At 71.3% G+C, this 21,744-nt stretch carries 19 protein-coding genes, 1 tRNA gene and 1 pseudogene; 4 read left to right on the forward strand and 17 right to left on the reverse strand.

The window, feature by feature from the left end; translation table 11 throughout:
* Positions 1 to 77: 77 nt before the first annotated feature.
* Entirely contained in the window at positions 78 to 2,732 is a 2,655-nt protein-coding gene (locus ABZX67_RS03175; protein ID WP_355353638.1) for a cellulose binding domain-containing protein, read from the forward strand.
* Here the strand turns inward: ABZX67_RS03175 and ABZX67_RS03180 are convergent.
* From ABZX67_RS03180 to ABZX67_RS03225, 10 genes and pseudogenes are all read right to left on the reverse strand, one after another.
* Positions 2,722 to 4,539 carry a rhamnogalacturonan lyase gene (locus ABZX67_RS03180; protein WP_355354094.1) on the reverse strand — a complete coding sequence of 606 codons (1,818 nt, stop codon included), beginning with the start codon at positions 4,537 to 4,539 and terminating at the stop codon, positions 2,722 to 2,724. The genes ABZX67_RS03175 and ABZX67_RS03180 overlap by 11 nt on opposite strands.
* Before the next feature lie 120 nt (positions 4,540 to 4,659).
* On the reverse strand, positions 4,660 to 4,869 hold the full coding sequence (locus tag ABZX67_RS03185) for a hypothetical protein (RefSeq protein WP_355353641.1): 210 nt from the start codon (positions 4,867 to 4,869) through the stop codon (positions 4,660 to 4,662).
* 9 nt (positions 4,870 to 4,878) lie between these two features.
* Complete coding sequence (locus ABZX67_RS03190; protein ID WP_355353644.1) at positions 4,879 to 5,436, reverse strand: hypothetical protein; 558 nt, start codon at positions 5,434 to 5,436, stop codon at positions 4,879 to 4,881.
* Positions 5,433 to 6,020 carry a DUF4352 domain-containing protein gene (locus ABZX67_RS03195; protein WP_355353647.1) on the reverse strand — a complete coding sequence of 196 codons (588 nt, stop codon included), beginning with the start codon at positions 6,018 to 6,020 and terminating at the stop codon, positions 5,433 to 5,435. The genes ABZX67_RS03190 and ABZX67_RS03195 overlap by 4 nt, the downstream gene beginning before the upstream one ends.
* 101 nt (positions 6,021 to 6,121) lie before the next feature.
* On the reverse strand, positions 6,122 to 6,529 hold the full coding sequence (locus ABZX67_RS03200) for a DUF6879 family protein (protein ID WP_355353650.1): 408 nt from the start codon (positions 6,527 to 6,529) through the stop codon (positions 6,122 to 6,124).
* A 247-nt stretch (positions 6,530 to 6,776) separates the two neighbouring features.
* Positions 6,777 to 6,989, reverse strand: a pseudogene (locus ABZX67_RS03205) (haloacid dehalogenase); the annotation flags it as partial.
* Positions 6,990 to 7,118: 129 nt separating this feature from the next.
* A tRNA-His gene (locus ABZX67_RS03210) sits at positions 7,119 to 7,191 on the reverse strand.
* A gap of 95 nt (positions 7,192 to 7,286) precedes the next feature.
* A complete protein-coding gene (gene orn / locus ABZX67_RS03215; protein ID WP_355353653.1) occupies positions 7,287 to 7,898 on the reverse strand; it encodes an oligoribonuclease in 612 nt (203 codons plus the stop codon).
* Between the two features lie 68 nt (positions 7,899 to 7,966).
* Complete coding sequence (locus ABZX67_RS03220; RefSeq protein WP_355353656.1) at positions 7,967 to 9,118, reverse strand: helix-turn-helix domain-containing protein; 1,152 nt, start codon at positions 9,116 to 9,118, stop codon at positions 7,967 to 7,969.
* A 377-nt stretch (positions 9,119 to 9,495) separates the two neighbouring features.
* A complete protein-coding gene (locus tag ABZX67_RS03225) occupies positions 9,496 to 9,858 on the reverse strand; it encodes a hypothetical protein (protein WP_355353659.1) in 363 nt (120 codons plus the stop codon).
* Between the two features lie 340 nt (positions 9,859 to 10,198).
* Here ABZX67_RS03225 and ABZX67_RS03230 point away from each other — a divergent pair, with 340 nt between their 5' ends.
* Together ABZX67_RS03230 and ABZX67_RS03235 are read left to right on the forward strand one after the other, a co-directional pair.
* The gene (locus tag ABZX67_RS03230) at positions 10,199 to 10,720 is read left to right on the forward strand and encodes a universal stress protein (protein ID WP_355353662.1); all 522 of its coding nucleotides are present in this window, start codon (positions 10,199 to 10,201) and stop codon (positions 10,718 to 10,720) included.
* Positions 10,721 to 10,920: 200 nt separating this feature from the next.
* Entirely contained in the window at positions 10,921 to 11,496 is a 576-nt protein-coding gene (locus ABZX67_RS03235; protein ID WP_355353665.1) for a GPR1/FUN34/YaaH family transporter, read from the forward strand.
* A gap of 108 nt (positions 11,497 to 11,604) precedes the next feature.
* On the opposite strand, the gene glmS is transcribed toward ABZX67_RS03235, so the two are convergent.
* The 3 genes from glmS to ABZX67_RS03250 all read right to left on the reverse strand — a co-directional run bounded on the left by glmS (position 11,605) and on the right by ABZX67_RS03250 (position 14,720).
* The gene (gene glmS, locus ABZX67_RS03240) at positions 11,605 to 13,422 is read right to left on the reverse strand and encodes a glutamine--fructose-6-phosphate transaminase (isomerizing) (protein WP_355353668.1); all 1,818 of its coding nucleotides are present in this window, start codon (positions 13,420 to 13,422) and stop codon (positions 11,605 to 11,607) included.
* 45 nt (positions 13,423 to 13,467) lie between these two features.
* A complete protein-coding gene (locus ABZX67_RS03245) occupies positions 13,468 to 13,743 on the reverse strand; it encodes a hypothetical protein (RefSeq protein ID WP_355353671.1) in 276 nt (91 codons plus the stop codon).
* Between the two features lie 89 nt (positions 13,744 to 13,832).
* The gene (locus ABZX67_RS03250; RefSeq protein ID WP_355353674.1) at positions 13,833 to 14,720 is read right to left on the reverse strand and encodes a DUF4429 domain-containing protein; all 888 of its coding nucleotides are present in this window, start codon (positions 14,718 to 14,720) and stop codon (positions 13,833 to 13,835) included.
* Between the two features lie 148 nt (positions 14,721 to 14,868).
* On the opposite strand from ABZX67_RS03250, the gene ABZX67_RS03255 reads away from it, so the two are divergent.
* A complete protein-coding gene (locus ABZX67_RS03255; RefSeq protein WP_355354097.1) occupies positions 14,869 to 16,434 on the forward strand; it encodes a beta-N-acetylhexosaminidase in 1,566 nt (521 codons plus the stop codon).
* Positions 16,435 to 16,504: 70 nt separating this feature from the next.
* On the opposite strand, the gene ABZX67_RS03260 is transcribed toward ABZX67_RS03255, so the two are convergent.
* The 4 genes from ABZX67_RS03260 to ABZX67_RS03275 are packed head-to-tail and all read right to left on the reverse strand — an operon-like array spanning position 16,505 to position 21,564.
* Entirely contained in the window at positions 16,505 to 18,289 is a 1,785-nt protein-coding gene (locus ABZX67_RS03260) for an IucA/IucC family siderophore biosynthesis protein (RefSeq protein WP_355353677.1), read from the reverse strand.
* Complete coding sequence (locus ABZX67_RS03265; RefSeq protein ID WP_355353680.1) at positions 18,286 to 18,870, reverse strand: GNAT family N-acetyltransferase; 585 nt, start codon at positions 18,868 to 18,870, stop codon at positions 18,286 to 18,288. Before ABZX67_RS03265 ends, ABZX67_RS03260 begins: the two co-directional genes overlap by 4 nt.
* Complete coding sequence (locus ABZX67_RS03270) at positions 18,867 to 20,138, reverse strand: SidA/IucD/PvdA family monooxygenase (protein WP_355353683.1); 1,272 nt, start codon at positions 20,136 to 20,138, stop codon at positions 18,867 to 18,869. Before ABZX67_RS03270 ends, ABZX67_RS03265 begins: the two co-directional genes overlap by 4 nt.
* Positions 20,122 to 21,564 (reverse strand): aspartate aminotransferase family protein, encoded by a 1,443-nt coding sequence (locus tag ABZX67_RS03275; protein WP_355353686.1) that lies wholly within the window; start codon positions 21,562 to 21,564, stop codon positions 20,122 to 20,124. The genes ABZX67_RS03270 and ABZX67_RS03275 overlap by 17 nt, the downstream gene beginning before the upstream one ends.
* Between the last annotated feature and the right edge of the window lie 180 nt (positions 21,565 to 21,744).

The raw sequence follows: 21,744 nt of genomic DNA on the forward strand, positions 1-21,744 counted from the left end.
CCGCGTACGTACGCACTACCGGGCCGGCCGCGCTGTCCGCGGCCGGCCCGGCTCGTCCCCCACCGAGAGGAAGCACCGTGCGCAGAACACGACATCTGCTCCTCGGGCTGGCGCTCGCCGCCGGCCTGTTGACCGCCGCGCCACCCGCGACGGCGGGCGAACCGGCCGTGAAACCACAAGCCGCCGAGGCGTACACCTGGAAGAACGTCCGCGTCGACGGCGGCGGCTTCGTCCCCGGCATCGTCTTCAACCGCACCGAGAAGAACCTCGCCTACGCCCGCACCGACATCGGCGGCGCCTACCGCTGGCAGCAGTCGACCAAGACGTGGACCCCGCTGCTCGACCACATCGGCTGGGACGACTGGGGCCACACCGGCGTCGTCAGCCTCGCCACCGACTCCGTCGACCCCAACCGCGTGTACGCCGCCGTCGGCACGTACACCAACAGCTGGGACCCCGGCAACGGCGCCGTCCTGCGCTCCACCGACCGCGGCGCCACCTGGCGCAAGGCCGACCTGCCCTTCAAGCTCGGCGGCAACATGCCCGGGCGCGGCATGGGTGAACGCCTCGCGATCGACCCGCACCGCAACAGCGTGCTGTACCTGGGCGCGCCCAGCGGCAAGGGCCTGTGGCGCTCCACCGACTCCGGCGCCACCTGGTCGCAGGTCACCGCCTTCCCCAACCCGGGCAACTACGCCCAGGACCCCTCCGACACCAGCGGTTACGCCTCCGACAACCAGGGCATCGTCTGGGTCACCTTCGACGAGACGACCGGCACCTCCGGCACCGCCACCAAGACCATCTACGTCGGCGTCGCCGACAAGGAGAACGCCGTCTACCGCTCCACGGACGCCGGTGCCACCTGGACCCGGCTGCCCGGCCAGCCCACCGGCCTCCTCGCCCACAAGGGCGTTCTCGACACGGCCAACGGCCACCTCTACCTCGCGTACAGCGACACGGGCGGCCCGTACGACGGCTCCAAGGGCGCGGTGTGGCGGTACGACACCAAGGCGGGAACCTCCGGCGCCTGGAAGGACATCACCCCCGCCGCCGACGCGTACTACGGCTTCAGCGGCCTGTCCGTCGACCGGCAGAAGCCCGGCACCGTCATGGTGAGCGGCTACAGCTCCTGGTGGCCCGACACGCAGATCTTCCGCACCACCGACAGCGGCGCGAGCTGGACGCGGGCGTGGGACTTCACCTCGTACCCCGACCGCTCCAACCGCTACACCATGGACGTCTCCTCGTCCCCGTGGCTGACCTGGGGCGCCCACCCCGCGCCGCCCGAGCAGACCCCGAAGCTCGGCTGGATGACGGAGGCCCTCGAGATCGACCCCTTCGACTCCCAGCGGATGATGTACGGCACCGGCGCCACGATCTACGGCACCGAGAACCTCGGCCAGTGGGACAGCGGCGGCAAGATCACCATCAAGCCGATGGTGCAGGGCCTGGAGGAGACCGCCGTCCTGGACCTCGCATCCCCGCCCTCCGGCGCGCCCCTCATCAGCGCCCTCGGCGACATCGGCGGCTTCCGCCACACGGACCTGACCAAGGTGCCGTCGATGATGTTCACCTCGCCGAACTTCACCTCCACCACGAGCGTCGACTACGCCGAGACCAAGCCCGACGTCGTCGTACGCGCCGGGAACCTCGACAGCGGTCCGCGCGTCGCTTTCTCCACCGATAACGGCGCCAACTGGTTCCCCGGCACCGAGCCCTCGGGCGTCACCGGCGGCGGCACGGTCGCGGCGGCCGCGGACGGCAGCCGCTTCGTGTGGAGCCCGGACGGCGCGGGCGTCCACACCGCCTCCGGCTTCGGCACCTCGTGGACGGCCTCCCGGGGCATCCCGGCGGGCGCGGTGGTCGAGTCCGATCGCGTAGACGCCAAGAAGTTCTACGGCTTCAAGGGCGGGGTCTTCTACGTCAGTACGGACGGCGGCGCCACCTTCACCGCCTCCAAGGCCACCGGCCTGCCGGCCGAGGGCAACGTCCGCTTCAAGGCAGTCTCCGGCCGCGGCGGCGACATCTGGCTCGCGGGCGGCGACCCGGACGGCGCCTACGGCCTGTGGCACTCCACCGACTCCGGCGCCACCTTCACCAAGGTCCAGGGCGTCGACCAGGCCGACACCATCGGCTTCGGCAAGGCCGCCCCCGGCGCCTCCTACCCGGCGCTCTACTCCAGCGCCAAGGTCGGCGGCGTACGCGGCATCTTCCGCTCCACGGACGCGGGCGCGAGCTGGGTGCGGATCAACGACGACGCCCACCAGTGGGGCTGGACCGGCGCCGCCATCACCGGCGACCCGCGCGTCTACGGCCGGGTGTACGTGTCGACCAACGGCCGCGGCATCGTCTACGGCGACACGGCGGGCGGCGACACCGGGCCCGGGCCCGGGCCCGGCCCGACGGACCCGCCCCCCGCCGAGGGGCCGTGCGCGGCCACGTACAAGATCACCAACCAGTGGCAGGGCGGCTTCCAGGCCGAGGTGACCCTCAAGAACACGGGCGCGGCGGCGTGGAGTTCCTGGTCGGCGGGGTGGACCTTCCCCGGCGACCAGCGGATCACCCAGATGTGGAACGCCACCCACACCCAGACCGGCGCCGCCGTCACGGCGAGGAACACCACCTGGAACGGCCGCGTCCAGGCGGGCGGTTCGACCACCTTCGGCCTCACCGGCTCGTGGTCGGGGACGAACGCGCCCCCGACCACGGTCACCTGTACGCCTACGGTGTAGTGATCGCGGGCCGGGGTGCGGTCCGCATCCCGGCCCCGATGGGGAAGCTCGGGTGCGGCGGCTGGTTGTAGGCGGTGTTCTGCCAGGCCAGCGCCGTCCGGTACATGGTGTCGTGCAGCAGGGTCGTGATTCTCGTCCCCGTCTCGTACGGGGACGAGTAGATCCGCAGCGCCCGGTTGTCCGCCGTGCGCCACACGACCTCCTCGCGCCAGTCGCCGAGGATGTCACCGGAGAGGGCCGGGGTGGCCTTGGTGCCGTTGTTCGACGCCACGGACGCCCCGGTCAGCAGCCGGGTCTCGCCGTCCGTGCCGTACTTGTCGATACGCGTGCCGTCCAGCAGCTCGCGGCTGAGGTCGCCGTCCCACCAGGTGACGAAGTTGACGCTGGACGGTTCGCGGCCGACGGACGCCCCGGTCGGCGACCTCAGCGTGGTGTCGGTCGCCGACCACGACTCGGCGCCGGGGGAGCCGGGGTGGATGTCGGCGGAGACGCCACGGCCGTTGTCGCCGCCCGCGGCCGTCTGCCACAGCAGCTGCCCGGTGCGGGCGTCGGCCATCCAGGAGCCCGGCTTGGAGCCGTCCTCGGACACCTTGAAGTACTCCAGCCCGGCACGGGCGGGGTCGAGGTCCCCGACGTGCCCGGCGTCCCCGTGCCCGAGGCGCGTCGTCCACAGCCCGCCGCCGTTGTCGTCGACGGTCATCGCCCCGTAGACGATCTCGTCCCGCCCGTCGCCGTCCACGTCCGCCACCGACAGGCTGTGGTTGCCCTGCCCGTCGTACCCCTTGCCGGCGTTGGTGGACGCGCTGGAGTCGAAGGTCCAGCGCCGCGTGAACCGCCCGTCGCGCCAGTCCCAGGCGGCGACGACGGTCCGCGTGTAGTAGCCGCGCGCCATGACGAGCGAGGGCCGTACGCCGTCGAGGTACGCGGTCCCGGCGAGGAACCGGTCGACGCGGTTGCCGTAGCCGTCGCCCCAGGAGGAGACCGTGCCCCGCGCGGGCACGTAGTCGGTGGTGCCGAGGGCCGCGCCCGTACGCCCGTCGAACATGGTCAGGTACTCGGGCCCGGCGAGCACGTACCCGCCGCTGTTGCGGTGGTCGGCGCTCGCGCTCCCGATGGCCCTCCCGGCCCCGTCCACGGTCCCGTCGGCGGTCTTGGCGGCGACCTCGGCGCGCCCGTCGCCGTCGTAGTCGTACACCTGGAACTGCGTGTAGTGCGCCCCGGAACGGATGTTGCGCCCGAGGTCGATCCGCCACAGCCGGGTGCCGTCCAGCCTGATGCCGTCGAGGACGGTGGTGCCGGTGTAGCCGGACTGGGAGTTGTCCTTGGCGTTGGTGGGCTGCCACTTCAGGACGAAGTCGAGCGCGCCGTCCCCGTCGAGGTCGCCGACGGACGCGTCGTTCGCCTCGTACGTGTACGCCACGCCGTCGGGTGTCGTCCCGCCCTGCGGCGGGGTGAGCGGCACGTCCTTGTACCCGGCGCGGAACTGCACGGCGTGCGGCGAGTCGCCCTGCTCGACGCCGCCGACGACCGCGCGGACGGTGTAGTCGGCGTGGCTGGGGGCGCCGGAGTGGAAGTAGGTGGTGGCCTTGGTGATCGGGTCGGCGTTCACCTTCGTACCGGCTCGGTACACGTTGAACGCCACGCCGTCCGGGTCGGTCCCGAGCCAGCGCCAGCTGACGAGGTTCCCGGTCCCGGTGTGGACGCTGACGAGCCCCCGGTCGAGCCGCTCCACCTGCCGCGCGGCGGCGGCGGTTTCGCCGGCGCGGGCGGGAGGGCCGAGCAGGGCGCAGGCCGCGGCGGCGGCCATGAGGGGAACTCCGAGGGCGGATCTGAGGTGGTACACGCTTCCTCCTGTGGGGGAGAGGGCCGTGTTACGTACCTCACAGTCGCCGCGGAGGGGCGGGAAGTTGCCCGGACCGGCCGGTGGTCAGCGGCGGCGCGCGTAGTCCAGGTCGTCCCGGGCGCTGGGCAGGTCCGTGTGCCCCTGCGACCAGTGGTTGACCCACCCGCACGCGCCGCACGCGTAACGTCCCGTCAAGCCCGCGATCCGGGTGCCGCACCGCTCGCAGTCGGTCTCGGTGATCTCGGGCATGGGCCCGCTGGGCTGCCGCCGGTCAGCGGCGCGACGGATGGTCATGCCCGCAGGCTACCGGCGCGGGCTGGGCGGGTCCGCCCGCACGTAACGCGGGGCCTCGTCGTCCGGGGTCTCCGGGCTCCCGAAGTGGAACGGCACCGCGAGGTGGGCGGCCAGTTCCCGGCCGGCCCGGTCGGCGGCCACGGCCGACGGGTGGCGCCCGCCGACGTCCTCGCCCCCGAGGTACCGCACGGCGGTGCCCCGGTAGACGGTGGCGAGCGGGTACTCGCCCGCGGGATCGGCGGTGACGGCCAACAGGTCCACGAACCAGTCGTGGACGGTGTCGCCGTCCCACACGGCCTCGACCGCCACCACCTGGCCGGGCGCCCCGGCGGCGAGGGCGGCCAGGGACTCCAGGTCGAGCGGGCTGTCGGGCGTGCGGGCGACCCGGTCGCCGTGGTGCAGGTAGCGGTCGTGGACCACGAGCTGGGCCTCGTGGAGCCCCACCCCGCGGGCGCGGCCGGCCTCGAAGACGACGCGGACGGCCCGCAGGCGGGCGTCCTGGAGGACGTAGCCGTCGACCTGTTCCCGGATGCCGGCCGGGAGCAGGTCCCACCATGTATGGGTCACTTGTCGAGCTTCCACTGCCCGGTCTGGTCGGCGAAGCCCGAGTTCATCGCGAACTGCACCGTGGCGAGCTTCGACGCCTTGGGCACCTCGAACACGACCCAGCCGAGCACCTTCTCGCCGGGCGGCACATTGGCACCGGACGTCATCGACGGCCCGGCGGTGATGTCGGCGAGCGTGGTGCCGAACCGCTGCCCGTCGGCGTCCGCGACCTGCGCGCCGTTCCCCGGGCTGTCCGCGTAGACCTTGGTCCCGGTGTTGACCAACTCGAACTGGGCGCCCACCCACCGGCTGCCGTCCTCGGGGGCGAAGAACTCGTCCTTCGACTTCGCCGGGTCCTCGATCTTCTTGAGGGTCACGGCGAGCTGCTCGCCGTCCTCCATGCCCTTGAGGGTGACCGTGTCACCGACCTTCGCGACGCTCGGCTTCTCGGCCTTCGGCTTCTCCGCCGCCGCCGCGCTCTCCCCGCCCGAATCGGCGGACGCCTTGACCTCCGGCGCACTGCCGCCGTACTGCGGGCCGCCGCAGGCGGTGAGGACGCCCAGGCAGACGAGGGCGGTCAGGGTGATGGTGGTGGTGCGGCGCATGGTCCCCCCAGGCGTTGTTCGTGATCAGAGACACATCATGCGCTGTGTGGAGCGGATGTGGAGCCGTCGCGACCGTTTCGTGACGATGCCGATCGACTGCGTCAGGCGCAGCGGCCGAGCGCGACTACCCGCGCGTCGAAGATCCAGAAATCCTCCGCAGGCAGGCGCAGCTCGTCGGCCTTCGACCGGGTGAGAATGCGGATGTCCTCACCCGCCGCCGTGTTCCGGCGGGCGTTGTCGAGGAGGTAGCGCTGCCCGGCCGTGGGCGGCTCATCGAGGATCCGCACCCGCTCGAACCGCTTCCCGAGCGCTACCTGTTCACGCCGCTCTCGGCACCAGAGGTCGTCCAGGTCCCACTGCACAGGCCGACCGGCGGCGAACTGGGCGTAGGTCTCGGTGGCTTCATCAGAGGCGCAGCGGCGGCGCGTCTCCAGCCTCCAGACCGAGTGGCGGAGGCTGGTGAACACGCCGTCGAACTCCTCGAGGCCGATCATTTGCTGCACGCGCATGGGCTCCGCCCTGAACCGCGTAGGCCCCGGACGGCGTCTCGTGCAGCGTTGGGCAGCCGTTGTTCCCTGAGTTGGTGCCGACCTTGCGCAGTCGCCTGGCCATGGGTCCCCCTTTAGGTCGGGTGCGTGCGGCGCACCGTAGCGGCAGGAGCTGGCCGCGACAGAGCGCCGAACGCGCGAAGGCGCCCCTCCCGCTCGAAGGCGAGGCTGCGTTCGTTCCGGCCGGTGGCCGCCGCAGGGCGACCCCGCGGGCGCCGACGTAGAGGATCTCTTCCGGCCGGTACGGGACCGCTTCCGCGTCTCGGACGAAGAATTCCGGGTCGGGCTTTCCGGCGCCCCAGTCGTCCGAGGTGCTGATCGGTTCCACGTCGCCAGTGAGAAGCTGTCGCAGGATGCCGGCTGTCCGTACGGTCTGGTTGCCCGCGATACCGAGCCACAGCCCGTCGGCGCGAAGCTGGGCCGGCGGGGGCCCACGCGCCGTACTCCCGGAAGTGTGAGGTGGGTCACACGCCGCTCGGCTTACCTCGCGAGCGGCGACGACATGACGAAGGGCTGACCTGTTTCCACAGGTCAGCCCTTGATCAATCAGGGTGAGTAACGGGACTCGAACCCGCGACATCCTGGACCACAACCAGGTGCTCTACCAGCTGAGCTATACCCACCACGACCGGTCTTTTTCCCGACCGGCCGAGAAAAAGTGTACAGGGTCCGAGAGGGTGCTCGCTCCCGCCTTTCGGGTGGCGGGTCGGCGGGGGTGTCAGGCGGCCGGTTCCGCCGGGAGGACGTGGCGGGAGGCGATCGCGCGGGCGGTCTCGGAGTCCGGGCCGGGCTGGGGGACGAAGATCGCCTCGCGGTAGTAGCGGAGCTCGGCGATGGACTCGCGGATGTCGGCGAGCGCACGGTGGTTGCCGCTCTTCTCCGGACTGTTGAAGTACGCCCTCGGGTACCAGCGGCGGGCCAGCTCCTTGACCGAGGAGACATCGACGATCCGGTAGTGGAGGTAGTCCTCCAGCGTCGGCATGTCGCGCAGCAGGAAGCCGCGGTCCGTGGAGACGGAGTTGCCGCACAGGGGCGCCTTGCCGGGCTCCTTCACGTACTCGCGTACGTACGCCAGGACCTGCTCCTCGGCGTCGGCGAGGGTCGTGCCCGCGGCCAGCTCGTCGAGGAGGCCGGAGGCCGTGTGCATCTGGCGCACCACCTCGGGCATGGTCTCCAGCGCGGCGTCCGGCGGGCGGATCACGATGTCCACGCCGTCGCCGAGTACGTTCAGTTCCGAGTCGGTGACCAGTGCGGCCACCTCGATGAGTGCGTCGTCCGTCAGCGAGAGCCCGGTCATCTCGCAGTCGATCCACACCATGCGGTCGTTCATGCGTCCTACCTTAGATGGGCCGCGCCGGAGGGGGTGTGGTCGTGCACCCCCTCCGCCGCGGCCCATCGTCACGGTGCGCTGCGCTGGCCCGGCAGGGCCACGTGCGGTCTGCCCGGCTCCCCGGGGCCTCCCGGGGCCCGTCTGGCGCCCGGCAGGACCGCCTCCACGACCGCCGTCGGCGGCGGGGAGGAGGAGGTCGTGTCGCCCTGCGGCCGCCGGGCCCGGTAGGCGGCCCGGTACGCGGCCGGCGACGAGCCCAGCTGGCGGCGGAAATGGCCGCGCAGGGCCACCGGCGAGCGGAAGCCGCAGCGGCCCGCCACCTCGTCGACCGAGTAGTCGGAGGTCTCCAGCAGCCGCTGCGCCTGGAGCACCCGCTGGGTGATCAGCCACTGCAGCGGCGCCGAGCCCGTCAGCGAACGGAAGCGCCGGTCGAAGGTCCGCCGGCTCATGTACGCCCGGGCGGCCAGCGTCTCCACGTCGAACTGCTCATGGAGGTGCTCCAGCGCCCACGCGACCACTTCGGCCAGCGGGTCCGAGCCGATCTCCTCGGGCAGCGAGCGGTCCAGGTACCGTTCCTGGCCGCCGGTGCGCCGCGGTGGCACCACCAGCCGCCGGGCCAGCGCCCCGGCCGCCTCGGCCCCGTGGTCCGTCCGCACGATGTGCAGACAGAGATCGATTCCGGCCGCCGTCCCGGCGGACGTCAGTACGTCGCCGTCGTCGACGAAGAGCTCCCGCGGGTCCACGTGGACCGACGGGTAGCGCTTGGCGAGCGTCGGCGCGTACATCCAGTGCGTGGTCGCCGGGCGGCCGTCGAGTAAACCGGCCGCCGCGAGCACGAAGGCACCGGTGCACAGCCCGACGATGCGGGCGCCTTCCTCGTGCGCGCGGCGCAGCGCGTCGAGCGCCTCGGGCGGTGGCGGCGATGTGATCGACCGCCACGCCGGTACGACGACGGTGCCGGCCCTGCTGATGGCCTCCAGGCCATACGGTGCGGAGAGTTCCAGCCCCCCTGTGGTCCGCAGGGGTCCTTCCTCGCCCGCACAGACCAGCAGCCTGTAGCGGGGCACTCCGGCGTCCTGGCGGTCAATCCCGAACACGGAGAGAGGAATGGAACTCTCGAAGATGGGGCCGCCGCTGAACAGCAGCACCGCGACGACCTCGCGACGACGGCGTCCGGACAGTTTGCGTCCGTTCTCCGGTGCGGCGGAGTCCTGGCTCATGACGCTAAGCCCCCCTCGGTGTTCGCGTCTCCTAGGTCCTGTCGCTCCTGCACGTTTCCCCTCGGTTTTGCACGAGTCCCCAGTCTTCGATACTCATGATCGAATCTACTGTGTCCCGTGGCGCCGGCGTGACAAGTTCCGCATCCGGGACTATGTCGACAAGGCAACTTGGCGCGAAGCATTCGATCACGAAGGTTTCCACTCGCGGGGCCCGCAGGGAAGTGCGCCTCGCGTGCATGGCCCATCCGCATAGGGTTCCCGCGACCCCGGCGAGGCTTTTTTCCCTGGTGACAAGGGGGTTGGCAGGCCATTTTGGCAAGGACTCGCCACCTCCCTGAAGTTGGCTGAAAACGTACGGGCGCAGGTGTGCGAAACCCTCAGTCCGCGGGCGTACACCGTCCCCCGCGACGGCCGCCCCGGTGCGCCCCCGCGCCCGCACGCGTACCGGTGCGCGTCCCCGTACGCGAGTGACGGCCCCGGTACGGCGCGTACGGCTCCGCGGGCGCCCGGGCGGCCAGCCGCTCCGAGCGGCGCAGCAGCGCCCGGCAGGCGGCGGTCACCGCCGTGAGGCCGAGCGCGGTCGTGACCGCGCCGCCGGGGGAGGTCCCGCCGGCGACGAGCACCACGGGGACCAGGGCGCAGCTGAAGGCGGCCCAGCGCACCACCTCGCTCGCCGACTCGGAGGCTCCGGAGGGGGTCGTTCCGGAGGCGGTCGTGGGGCCGGGCGGGGGGACGGGCACGAGGGACTCCCTGGGCGGGTCGGCGGTCCGGACGTGTGGCCAAACGACAGGGCGGTGCTCCGGTCACCCACGCCGCGCACGTGTCCGGCAGGTCACTCGGCCGTCACGGACCGTGTCCGAAGGGCGTCTGTACGACACAACCGGCATTGCCAACCCGGGCGGGCTCGGGCATGCTCCCTGGAACGCCTGTGAGCGCCGTGGGCAGGGCGGCGGGCACTGGGCAGGGCAGGAGTGTCGCCGTACCCTTGGGGGTATGGGGTTGGGAAGATGATTCCCGGACACGCCGCCAACCGTTGTTCCCCCGTCCCTTCTCACGAGGACTGTCTTCGCCGAGACTCCGATGGCCGGTCACGAATTCCCTGAACCCGCGGACCGCAGGCAGGTCGCCGACTCCACGGTCGACCCCCTCGCGGTGGACCAGACGCGCCACGCCTGCGACCCCGCCTTCCTCCACGGCGTCGTCGTCGGCTTCGACGGCTCGACCTCCAGCGAGCGCGCCCTGGCGTACGCCATCGGCATGGCCCGGCGGTCCGGTTCCGGCCTGATCATCGTGCACGTGGCCAACCGGCTGCCCACCACCGTCTGGGCGGGCTGCGAGCCGCCCGTCTTCGTCGACGTACCGGACCACCGCACCGAGGTGCTCGGCCTGGAGCTGGCGTGCGCCGACTACCTCGCCGAGGTGCCGTGGATCCTGGTCGAGCGCGGCGGTGACATCTGTCACGAGCTGGAGGAGGTCGGCCGGGAGTACTCCGCCGACGCGATCGTGGTCGGCTCGACGCACGGCATCGTCGGGCGGATCTTCGGCTCGGTGGCCGGACGGCTGGCGCGGCGCGCGCAGCGGCCGGTTGTCGTCATCCCGTAACCGCCGCCTATCCTGGCGCAGGCCCTCGTAGCCGGGTCGTGATCCGGCCGTTGCCCCGGCGTTATCGCTGGTGAGGCTCCGTCAACTTCCCTCCGTACCGGTGGAATTCAGCCGCCCCCACAGGTGGATTGCGCGCTTGTGAAGGGTATATCCAGGTGGCTGGGATCCAGTGCTCGGCACATACACGAAGGGAGCCCGCCGTGGACAACGACGTCTCTGCGGGGAGCACCACCACCTCCACTCTCGGCCATCTCGCGCTCGGACTGACCCTGTTGGCCTTCGGCCTCGGCAACACCGGTGTGATCGACCACGTCGCGGCGGCCGACACCGCCGCGCTCGCCACCTGGGTCGGTGGAGTCGCCCTGTTCACGACCGGCCTGCTGGCGCTGCGCGCGGGCAACGGCGGCGAGGGCACGGCCTTCGCCGGGCTCGGCGCCTTCTGGTTCACCTGGGGCACCGCCGTCGGCGGCGGGGCCTCGGCCGAGGCCTCGGGCCTGTTCCTGCTGGTGTGGTCGCTCCTGGCGCTCACGCTGACCGCCTCGGCGAGGGGCACCGGCCTGATGGGGCAGGGCGTGTACGGCCTGCTGTTCCTGTCGCTGCTCTCGTCCGGCGTCGGCGCCTTCGCGGAGGCGGGCGTCCTGACCAAGGCCGGCGGCTGGGCCGCCGCGCTGGCGGGCCTGGCGGCCTGGTACGGCGCGACGGCGACGGTCGCCAAGTGGCCCACGCTGCCGAGCAGGTCCGCGGGCCGGAGCCCGGGTGTGACGGCCACGGGCTGAGACACGGCCACGGAGGCCGGTGCGCGGGCGGCACCGGCCGTACGAAAAGGGCGACCCCCGGCGCGTTGGTGGCACGCGCCGGGGGTCGCCCGCTGTCCGGTGTCGGACTTACTCCACGGTGACCGACTTCGCCAGGTTGCGCGGCTTGTCGATGTCCCGGCCCAGGGCCAGGGCCGTGTGGTACGCGAAGAGCTGGAGCGGGATGCCCATGAGGATCGGGTCCAGCTCGTCCTCGTTCTTCGGGACGACGATCGTGTGGTCGGCCTTCTCCTGCTCGGCGTGCGCCACGGCGAGGATCTTGCCGCTGCGGGCCTTGATCTCCTCCATCGCGGCGCGGTTCTTCTCCAGCAGCGAGTCGTTCGGGACGATCGCGACCGTCGGCATCGCGGGCTCGATGAGCGCCAGCGGGCCGTGCTTGAGCTCGGAGGCCGGGTAGGCCTCGGCGTGGATGTAGGAGATCTCCTTGAGCTTCAGGGAGGCCTCCAGGGCGACCGGGTAACCCCGGACGCGGCCGATGAACATCATCGACTTGGCGTTCGCGTAGTCGGCGGCCAGCTTCTTGATGTCGTCCTCGAGGGTGAGGATCTCCTGGATCTGCTCGGGCAGCTTGCGCAGGCCCTCGATGATCCGCTTGCCGTCGGCGACCGACAGGTCGCGGATGCGGCCGAGGTGCAGGGCGAGCAGCGCGAAGGCGACGACCGTGTTGGTGAAGCACTTGGTGGAGACCACGCAGACCTCCGGGCCGGCGTGCACGTACACGCCGCCGTCGGCCTCGCGGGCGATCGCGGAGCCCACGACGTTGACGACGCCCAGGACGCGGGCTCCCTTGCGCTTGAGCTCCTGGACCGCGGCGAGCACGTCGTACGTCTCGCCGGACTGGGAGACGGCGATGTACAGGGTGTCGGGGTCGACGACCGGGTTGCGGTAGCGGAACTCGGAGGCCGGCTCGGAGTCGGCCGGGATGCGGGCCAGGCCCTCGATCAGCGAGGCGCCGATCATGCCCGCGTGGTACGAGGTGCCGCAGCCGAGGATCTTCACGCGGCGGATGCCGCGGGCCTCGCGGGCGTCGAGGTTCAGGCCGCCCAGGTGGACGGTGGAGAACTTGTCGTCGATGCGGCCGCGCAGGACGCGGTCCACCGCGTCGGCCTGCTCCGAGATCTCCTTGTGCATGTACGTGTCGTGGCCGCCCATGTCGTACGAGGCGGCCTCCCACTCCACGGTCTCGGGCGTGGCGGTGGTCAGCGTGCCCGAGGTGGTGTACGTGCGGAACTCGTCGGCCTTCAGGGTGGCCATCTCGCCGTCGTCCAGGGTGACGATCTGCCGGGTGTGGGCGATCAGCGCGGCGATGTCGGAGGCGACGAGCATCTCCTTCTCGCCGATGCCGAGGACGACCGGGGAGCCGTTGCGGGCGACGACGATGCGGTCGTTGAAGTCGGCGTGCATGACGGCGATGCCGTACGTGCCCTCGACGACCTTGAGCGCCTCGCGGACCTTCTCCTCCAGCGTGTCCGCCTGGGAGCGGGCGATCAGGTGGGTGAGGACCTCGGTGTCGGTCTCGGAGGCGAAGACCACGCCGTCGGCCTCGAGCTTGGCGCGCAGCTCGGCGGCGTTGTCGACGATGCCGTTGTGGACGACCGCGACCTTGTTCTCGGGGTCCATGTGCGGGTGCGAGTTGATGTCGCTCGGGGCGCCGTGCGTGGCCCAGCGGGTGTGGGCGATGCCGGTGGTGCCGGTGAAGCGCTTGGGGACGCGGGCTTCCAGGTCGCGGACCCGGCCCTTGGCCTTGACCATCTTCAGGCCGGGGGTCTTCGGGCTGGTGATGACCATGCCCGCGGAGTCGTACCCCCGGTACTCCAGCCGCGCCAGGCCCTCCAGCAGCAGCGGAGCCACATCGCGCTTACCGATATAACCGACAATTCCGCACATAAAGTTCTGCCCCTCCGAGTGATTGCGGGTGTGCCCGGCTCTGGATCAGCCGTAGACGATGCGGCGCAGCTGCCGGAGCGAGAGTTCCGGCGGCGCCACGGCGCGGTGCGGCAGCTCGGCCGCGATGCGCTCGAAGATCGCGGAGTTCACTTCGCCGCCGGACTGCAGTTCGCGGTGGCGGCGGCGGACGAACTCCTCGGTCGTCTCGTCGAAGTACGCCAGCACGTCGAGCACCACCCGGGCGGCCTCACCGCGCTGGAGCGCGGTGCTGCGGACCAGGTGGTCGATGAGGTCGTCATGCGACGGGCGGCGTTCGAGCACCCGTAGATACTGAGGGTTAAGAGGGTGCCTTCGCAAGATTCCTGCCCGATATCGGGCAGGAGCTTCATGATCGACGGTTCCGGCACCCCCTAGAGCTGGCGCAGTACCGCCTGCTTGGCCGTGGCGAACTCCTCGTCCGTCAGGATCCCCGCCTGGTGGAGTTCCCCGAGCTCGCGCAGCCGGCGCAGCAGTACGTCGTGGTCGGCCGGCGCGGGCACCGGCGCCGGTGCGACAGCGGGTACCCGGTCCTCCGGCGGCTCGACGCCCCGGGCCGCGTTCGGGTGCGGCAGGCGGGCCACGACGGCGGCTCCGACCAGCGCCATCAGGGGGTCCTTGCGGAAGCCCCACAGCTCGACGGCGTGCGGATCGTACTTGGGCGCCGGGGGCGCGGCCGCCGTCGAGCCCGTCCGGAAGCGGAGGTAGCCGTTCTCCAGGCCGATGGACGGCAGCCACTCGACCGCCTCCACCTCGGTCAGCGCGATGGTGCGGGCCCCGCCGGAGGACTTCGAGTCCTCCGTCTTCCAGTTCCACTCCAGGCGGATGCGCTCGCCGTCGAAGGTGGCGGTGCCGTCGCCCGCGCCGACGGTGAGGGGGAGGGCCGGGCCCGGCATCAGGTACGCGTCGACGGGCCCGCTCTCCACCTGCTCCAGCAGCAGCGCGTTCCGCACCTCGTCCACGAAGTACTCCGCGACGCCGGAGCGGTCCCCGGCGACGGTCAGCCGGTAGGGGTCGGAGCCTTCCTCCAGGTGGCCGCCGGTGATCTGGAGCAGAGGGCAGGCGCCGTCCCGCAGGCGCAGCCGCAGCCGCCCGGCCTTCTTCCCGGGCTCGTACGAGATCCCCGCCAACGCCCTCAGGGGGACGGTGATTTCGCCGAGCGTCCGGCGCAGCAGCCCCACGCTCTTGTCGGTCCCCGGCACTATGCGGATGACGTCCCCGTCGAAACTCCAGGTGCCGTCCTTCTGGATGATTTCCGCCATGCGGTCGATTCTGGCATTGGGCACGCGCCGCGCGGTTGCCCGGCTCCACGGTTGCGACCCCCGTCGAAGGGACCAGCTCGTGAGACAGCACAGAACCTTTTCCCGCTCCCTCCCCCGCCTCCGGCTCCTCGGCCCGCTGCTGCTCGTCATGGCCGCCGCAGTCGCCGGGGCAGGGGCCGCGCCCGGCGGAGCCGCCAGCGCCGCGCCCGCCGCGCGGCCGCTCGGCGACATCGTGCCCGTACCCGCCTCCGTACGCCCCTCGGGCGGCCCGTACACCCTCACGGCCCGCACCCGCGTCCACGCGGACGACGGCTCGCCCGAGGCGCTGCGCGTCGCCGCGTACCTCGCGGAGGTGCTGCGGCCGTCCACCGGGTACGCGCTGCCCGTCACCGACGACGACGGCGAGGGGCGCGACGGCATCCGGCTGCGGCTGAGCCGGGGCGAGCAGGCGCTGGGGGAGGAGGGCTACCGGATGGAGTCCGGGCGCCAGGGCGTCGTCCTCACCGCGCGCACGCCCGCCGGGCTCTTCCGCGGCGTGCAGACGCTCCGCCAGCAGCTCCCGGCGGCCGTGGAGAGGGAGACGCGACAGCCGGGGCCCTGGACGGTCGCGGGCGGCACGATCGTCGACACGCCCCGGTACGCGTACCGGGGCGCCATGCTCGACGTCTCCCGGCACTTCTTCACCGTGGAGCAGGTCAAGCGCTACCTCGACCAGCTCGCCCTCTACAAGATCAACAAGCTGCACCTGCACCTCTCCGACGACCAGGGCTGGCGCATCGCCGTCGACTCCTGGCCGCGCCTCGCGGCCTACGGCGGCTCCACGCAGGTCGGCGGCGGGCCCGGCGGCCACTACACCAAGGCGCAGTACCGGGAGATCGTCGCGTACGCCGCCTCCCGCCACCTGGAGGTGGTCCCCGAGATCGACATGCCGGGCCACACCAACGCCGCCCTCGCCTCGTACGCCGAGCTGAACTGCGACGGCGTCGCCCCGCCCCTCTACACGGGCACGGCCGTCGGCTTCAGCAGCCTCTGCGTCGGCAAGGAGGTCACGTACGACTTCGTGGACGACGTGATCCGCGAGCTCGCCGCGCTCACCCCGGGCCGCTACGTCCACATCGGCGGCGACGAGGCCCACTCCACCGGCCACGCGGACTACGTCGCCTTCATGGACCGGACGCAGGCGATCGTGGGGAAGTACGGCAAGACCGTCATCGGCTGGCACCAGCTGACCGGCGCCGTCCCGGCGAAGGGCGCGCTCGCGCAGTACTGGGGCCTGGACCGGACGAGCGACGCCGAGAAGGCGCGGGTGGCGGCCGCCGCGCGGAACGGGACCGGGATCGTCCTGTCGCCCGCCGACCGGCTTTACCTCGACATGAAGTACACCAAGGACACCCCGCTGGGCCTGTCCTGGGCCGGGTACGTCGAGGTGCGGCGCTCCTACGACTGGGACCCGGGCACCTACCTGCCGGGGGTCCCGCCGGCCGCCGTCGCGGGCGTCGAGGCGCCGCTGTGGACGGAGACCATCGCGTCGAGCGCGCACATCGACCAGATGGCCTTCCCGCGCGTGCTGGGCGCGGCGGAGCTGGGCTGGTCGCCGGGCGCCTCGCACGACTGGGAGGCGTACCGGCAGCGGCTGGCGGGACAGGGGCCGCGGCTGGAGGCGCTGGGCGTCGACTTCCACCGGTCGCCGCAGGTGGAGTGGCGGACGCGGTAGGAAAGGAGCCGGGGCGCCGAGCGGAGGACCGTACTCCGTTCAGCGCCCCGGCCGGATCGCGTGGGCGCGGTTACGCGAACCGCGCGATCGGGTTCTTCAGCGTGCCGACGAACTGCAGCGCGGCGGACGGGTCCGCCAGGTCCACCATCTGCTTGTTGTTGCGCAGCTGAAGGCGGTTCAGGCAGGACAGCGTGAACTCGTCCGCGAAGACGTCGTACTGCGCGAACTTCTCCGCCAGCTCCGGCTTCGACGCCTGGTACGCCTTCACGCACTCGGCGACCGTGCGCCAGAAGTCGTCCTCGTCCAGGACGCCCTCGCTCGCGAGCGTGGCGCCCAGGAAGCGGAAGAAGCAGTCGAAGACGTCCGTGAAGACGGACAGCAGCTTCGTGTCGTCCGGCACGTCCACCCGGATGCGCTCGACCGCCGGCGGCAGCACCGCGTCCGGGTCCATCACCACGATCTCCTCGGCGATGTCCTTGAAGATCGCGCGCTGGACCGTGCCGCCCTCGATGACGAGGATGACGTTCTCGCCGTGCGGCATCCACGCGAGGTCGTACGCGTAGAAGGTGTGCAGGATCGGCAGCAGGTACGCGTCAAGGTAGCGGCGCAGCCACGCGGTCGGCGTGAGCCCCGACTCGGCGATGAGCGCGCCCGCGAACGACGCGCCCGCGTGGTCGACGTGGAGCAGCGACGCCATGGTGGCGAGGCGCTGGCCCTCGGCGATGGTCGGCACCGGGCTCTCGCGCCACAGCGCGGCGAGCATCTTGCGGTACGGCGAGTACCGGTCGGTGGCGGCCTCGTACTCCAGGTGCCGGTAGCCGACCGCCGCGCGCTCGCGGATGATCGAGAAGTTCACGGACCGGAGGGTGTCGTCCCCGGCGATGAGGTTCGCCAGCCAGTCGTTGATGGCCGGGGTGGCCTCCATGTACGCGGCGGACAGGCCGCGCATGAAGCCCATGTTGAGGACGGAGATGGCCGTCTTCACGTAGTGCTTGGCCGGGTCGCTGGTGTTGAAGAAGGTGCGGATCGACTGCTGGGCCAGATAGCGGTCGTCGCCCTCGCCGAGGAAGACCAGCCGCTGCTGGGCGATCTCGGCGGCGAAGGTGACGGACAGCTTGTTCCACCACTGCCAGGGGTGCACCGGCACCAGCAGGTAGTCGGCGAAGTCCAGGCCCAGGTCGGCGAGGGTCTTGGCGAAGCCGTCGACGGCCGCGTCGCCCAGCTCGGCGCGGACGAAGGTCTCGTAGTCGATGCCCGCGCCCGCCGTGAAGGTGGTGCGGTCGCGGCGCGCGGCCAGCCACACCAGCTGCAGCGGGCTCGCGGCCTCCGGCGCGTACGCGTGGTACTCGTCGATGCCGAAGCCGAGCCGGCCGTTGTTGGCGACGAAGCAGGGGTGGCCCTCGGTCATGCCGGTCTCGACGGCCTGGAAGTCGGCCTTGGCGAGCTCGGCGGCCGGGACCTGCGGCTTGGCGGACTTGTACGCCGTGCCGGAGAGGGTGGAGGAGATCTCCTCCAGGTAGACCGGGAGGATCTCGTCGCTCAGGCCGAGCGAGCCGCGCAGCTCGATGATGAAGCGCAGCGCGTCGAGCGGGAGCTCCTCGCCGTCCTGGTGGCGGCTGATGGAGTCGGCGTCCACCTGCCAGTGGTCCAGGGCGTAGCGGCGGGCGGTGAAGCGGTACTCGGCCGTGCCGTCGTCGGTGAGGACGCGGTAGCGGTCCTCGCCGAGAGGCTCGGGGGTGAGCAGGCGCTCGTGGGTGAACTCGGCGAGGCCCTTGCGGATGAGGAGGCGGTTGGCCAGGGCCCAGCGCTCGGGGGTGAGGTGCGCGACGGGGTTCATGGGGTGCGTGGTGCTCATCGGGCGGCTCCCACGGCGGCGTGGCTGCGACTCTTCAAGAAGCGCTCGCGGGTGCACACGCTCAGGTAGGCGTCCTTCTCCGGCTTGGCTATCTTCTCGACGATCTCGAAGCCGACGGCCTCGTTGAGCGCGTGGACGGCCTTGTTGCGGACGTCGGGCTCGACGATGACCCGCGCGGTCGCCGGGTCGCGGAAGAGCTCCGCCATCACGGCGGTGATGACGGCGCGGGTGAAGCCGTGGATCCGGGTGTCGCTCGGGGCGACGAGGAAATGCATGCCGACGTCACCGGGCTGGGCGTCGTACAGCCCGACCAGCTCGACCTTCGAGGGGTCGTACCGCTCCATGAGGAAGGCGGGCTCGCCGTCGTGGAGGCCGATGAAGGCGTCGTGGTGCGGGTGGGCCGCGATGGCCGCGTAGTCGCGCCGCACGTCCGCGACGGAGTGCTCGGCCATCAGCCAGAAGGCCGCCTTGGGGTGGGTGACCCAGCCGTGCACGAGCTCGGCGTCGGCGAGGGGGTCGAGCGGCCGGAAGGAGAAGCTCCCGACCGACCGGGCGGTGCTGATGGTGCTGGTGGTGCTCATACGGCGAACTCCTGGAACGCGATGGACTTCTCGATGGGGTAGTACTCGGAGCCCAGCAGCTCGCCGATGATGTACGCGTTGCGGTAGGCGCCCATGCCCAGGTCGGGGCTGGTGATCGAGTGGGTGTGCACGCCGGCGTTCTGGAGGAAGATGCCGCGGCCGGTCGTGTCGATGGAGTAGTTGCGGGCGACGTCGAAGCGGCCCTGCCCGTCCCAGCGGATGCGGTCCTTGACCGGCTCCAGGAAGGCGGGGGTGACGTACTTGTAGCCGGTGGCCAGGATCAGGCCCTCGGTCTCCAGCTCGAAGTCCTTGCCCTGCTCCTCCTGGCGCAGGCCCAGGGTGTACGTGCCGTTCTCGTACGCCGCCGAGTTCAGCGACGCGTTGGTGAGCAGGCGGGTCTGGACCGGGCCGCCGAGGTTCTTCTGGTACAGCAGGTCGAAGATCGCGTCGATGAGCTCGCCGTCGATGCCCTTGAACAGGCCCTTCTGCTGCGCCTCCAGGCGGTAGCGGGTGCTCTCCGGCAGGGCGTGGAAGTAGTCGATGTAGTCCGGGGACGTCATCTCCAGCGTGAGCTTGGTGTACTCCAGCGGGAAGAAGCGCGGGGAGCGGGTGACCCAGTTCAGCCGGTAGCCGTGGACGTCGATCTCGCTCAGCAGGTCGTAGTAGATCTCGGCGGCGCTCTGGCCGCTGCCGACGAGCGTGATCGACTTCTTCTTCTGCAGGGCTTCCTTGTTCGGCAGGTAGCGCGAGTTGTGGATGAAGTCGCCGCCGAGGCCCCGGCAGGACTCCGGGATGTACGGCGGGGTGCCGGTGCCCAGGACGAGGCGGGGGGAGCGGAACGTTTCGCCGCCCTCGGTGCGGACCGTGTAGAGGCCGGCCTCGTCGTCGTACTCGACCGTCGTCACCGTGGTGTCGAACCGGATGCTGCTCAGCTTGGCGGCGGCCCAGCGGCAGTAGTCGTTGTACTCGGTGCGCAGCGGGTAGAAGTTCTCGCGGATGTAGAACGAGTACAGCCGGCCCTTCTCCTTGAGGTACTGGAGGAAGGAGTACGGCGACGTCGGGTCGGCGAGGGTGACCAGGTCCGACATGAAGGGCGTCTGGAGGTGGGCGCCCTCCAGGAACATCCCCGCGTGCCACTCGAAGTCCGGCTTCGACTCCAGGAAGACGCCGTTCAGCTCGTCGATCGGCTCGGTGAGGCAGGCGAGGCCGAGGTTGAACGGACCCAGTCCGATACCGATGAAGTCGTGGATGTCACGAGGCGTGGACAAGGTTCTCTCCAAGGTACTGCTCGGCGTGGCCGGCGATCAGGTCGAGGACGGCGGCGATGTCGTGCACGGTCGTCTCGGGGTTGAGCAGGGTGAACTTCAGGTACTGGCGGCCGTCGACCTTCGTACCGGCGACAACGGCCTCGCCCGAGGCGAACAGCGCCTTGCGGGCGTAGAGGTTGGCGCGGTCGATCTCCGTGGGGGAGGTGACGGCGTCCGGGATGTAGCGGAAGACCAGGGTCGACAGCGACGGCTCGACGACGACGTCGTAGCGCGGGTCGGCGGCGAGCAGGTCCCAGCCGGCGGCGGCCAGGTCGCAGACCTCGTCGAAGAGCTGCCCCACACCGTCGGCGCCCATGACGCGCAGCGTCATCCACAGCTTCAGCGCGTCGAAGCGGCGGGTCGTCTGGAGCGACTTGTCGACCTGGTTCGGGATCCTCTCCTCGACGGTGCGCCGCGGGTTGAGGTACTCCGCGTGGTACGTCGCGTGGCGCAGGGTGGCCCCGTCCCGTACCAGCAGGGCCGAGGAACTGACCGGCTGGAAGAAGGACTTGTGGTAGTCGACCGTGACCGAGTCGGCGCGCTCGATGCCGTCGAGGAGCCGGCGGCGGGTGGGCGAGGCCAGCAGGCCGCAGCCGTACGCGGCGTCGACGTGCATCCAGGCGCCGTACTGGGCGGCCAGTTCCGCGATCTCGGGGAGCGGGTCGATGGAGCCGAAGTCGGTGGTGCCGGCGGTGGCGACGATCGCCATGGGCGTCAGGCCCTGGGCGGCGCACAGCTCCAGCTCCGCGGCGAGGGCGACCGACTGCATGCGCTTGTCGCGGTCGGTCGGGATGGCCACGACGGCCTGCGGGGAGAGGCCGAGCAGCTTGGCCGACTTCTGGACGCTGAAGTGGCTGCACTCGGAGGTGAAGACGCGCAAGGCAGCCAGGTCGTCCGTCTTGGCCTCCTCGCGGGCGAGGAGCAGGGCCTGGAGGTTGGACTGCGAACCACCGCTGGTGAAGACGCCGTCGGCGGCGGGGCCGAGGCCGATGCGGCCGTTGGTCCAGTCGATGAGCTTGCGCTCGATGAGGGTGCCGCCGGCGCTCTGGTCCCAGGTGTCGAGGGAGGAGTTGACGGCCGAGAGGACGGCTTCGCCGAGGACGGCCGGGATGACCACCGGGCAGTTGAGGTGCCCCAGGTAGCGGGGGTGGTGGAAGTAGACGGCGTCGCGGAGGTAGACGCTCTCCAGCTCGTCGAGGGCGGCGGTGGCGTCGCCGAGCGGCTGGTCGAGGTCGACCGCCGCGATCAGCGGGGCCAGCTCGTCCGGCGTGACGCCGGTGAACGGCCGCCGGGTGGAGGCGAGTCGGTTCGCCACCCGCTCGACTCCTTCGGTGACGGAACGCCGGTACTGCTCGGCGGTAGCGTCATTGAGCAGGTGCGAGCGCATGGAATGTCCTCCCGGGTGCGGGGACTTGATCGGCCCTCAGGGGACAGGAGGGGCGAGGGGCCGTGTGGTTAGTAAGGTTAGCCTAACCTAAGTTCAAATACCAATGGCCACAGGGGTCTCAGGGGTCTCAAGGGCCACAGCGACGCGTGGGCGTGCTACGCCACGGCGGCCTGCGCCTTC

The sequence above is a fragment of the Streptomyces sp. NPDC003036 genome, from assembly GCF_040611175.1.
GTDB lineage: Bacteria > Actinomycetota > Actinomycetes > Streptomycetales > Streptomycetaceae > Streptomyces.

Coding starts and splice junctions, on each gene's coding strand:
- ABZX67_RS03250 (WP_355353674.1), bottom strand. CDS start 14,720: ATGGCGGAAATCATCCAGAAGGACGGCACCTGGAGTTTCGACGGGGAC.
- glmS (WP_355353668.1), bottom strand. CDS start 13,422: ATGTGCGGAATTGTCGGTTATATCGGTAAGCGCGATGTGGCTCCGCTG.
- ABZX67_RS03220 (WP_355353656.1), bottom strand. CDS start 9,118: ATGAGCCAGGACTCCGCCGCACCGGAGAACGGACGCAAACTGTCCGGA.
- ABZX67_RS03180 (WP_355354094.1), bottom strand. CDS start 4,539: ATGGCCGCCGCCGCGGCCTGCGCCCTGCTCGGCCCTCCCGCCCGCGCC.
- ABZX67_RS03230 (WP_355353662.1), top strand. CDS start 10,199: ATGGCCGGTCACGAATTCCCTGAACCCGCGGACCGCAGGCAGGTCGCC.
- ABZX67_RS03255 (WP_355354097.1), top strand. CDS start 14,869: ATGGCCGCCGCAGTCGCCGGGGCAGGGGCCGCGCCCGGCGGAGCCGCC.
- ABZX67_RS03195 (WP_355353647.1), bottom strand. CDS start 6,020: ATGCGCCGCACCACCACCATCACCCTGACCGCCCTCGTCTGCCTGGGC.
- ABZX67_RS03260 (WP_355353677.1), bottom strand. CDS start 18,289: ATGAGCACCACGCACCCCATGAACCCCGTCGCGCACCTCACCCCCGAG.
- ABZX67_RS03185 (WP_355353641.1), bottom strand. CDS start 4,869: ATGACCATCCGTCGCGCCGCTGACCGGCGGCAGCCCAGCGGGCCCATG.
- orn (WP_355353653.1), bottom strand. CDS start 7,898: ATGAACGACCGCATGGTGTGGATCGACTGCGAGATGACCGGGCTCTCG.
- ABZX67_RS03275 (WP_355353686.1), bottom strand. CDS start 21,564: ATGCGCTCGCACCTGCTCAATGACGCTACCGCCGAGCAGTACCGGCGT.
- ABZX67_RS03265 (WP_355353680.1), bottom strand. CDS start 18,870: ATGAGCACCACCAGCACCATCAGCACCGCCCGGTCGGTCGGGAGCTTC.
- ABZX67_RS03200 (WP_355353650.1), bottom strand. CDS start 6,529: ATGCGCGTGCAGCAAATGATCGGCCTCGAGGAGTTCGACGGCGTGTTC.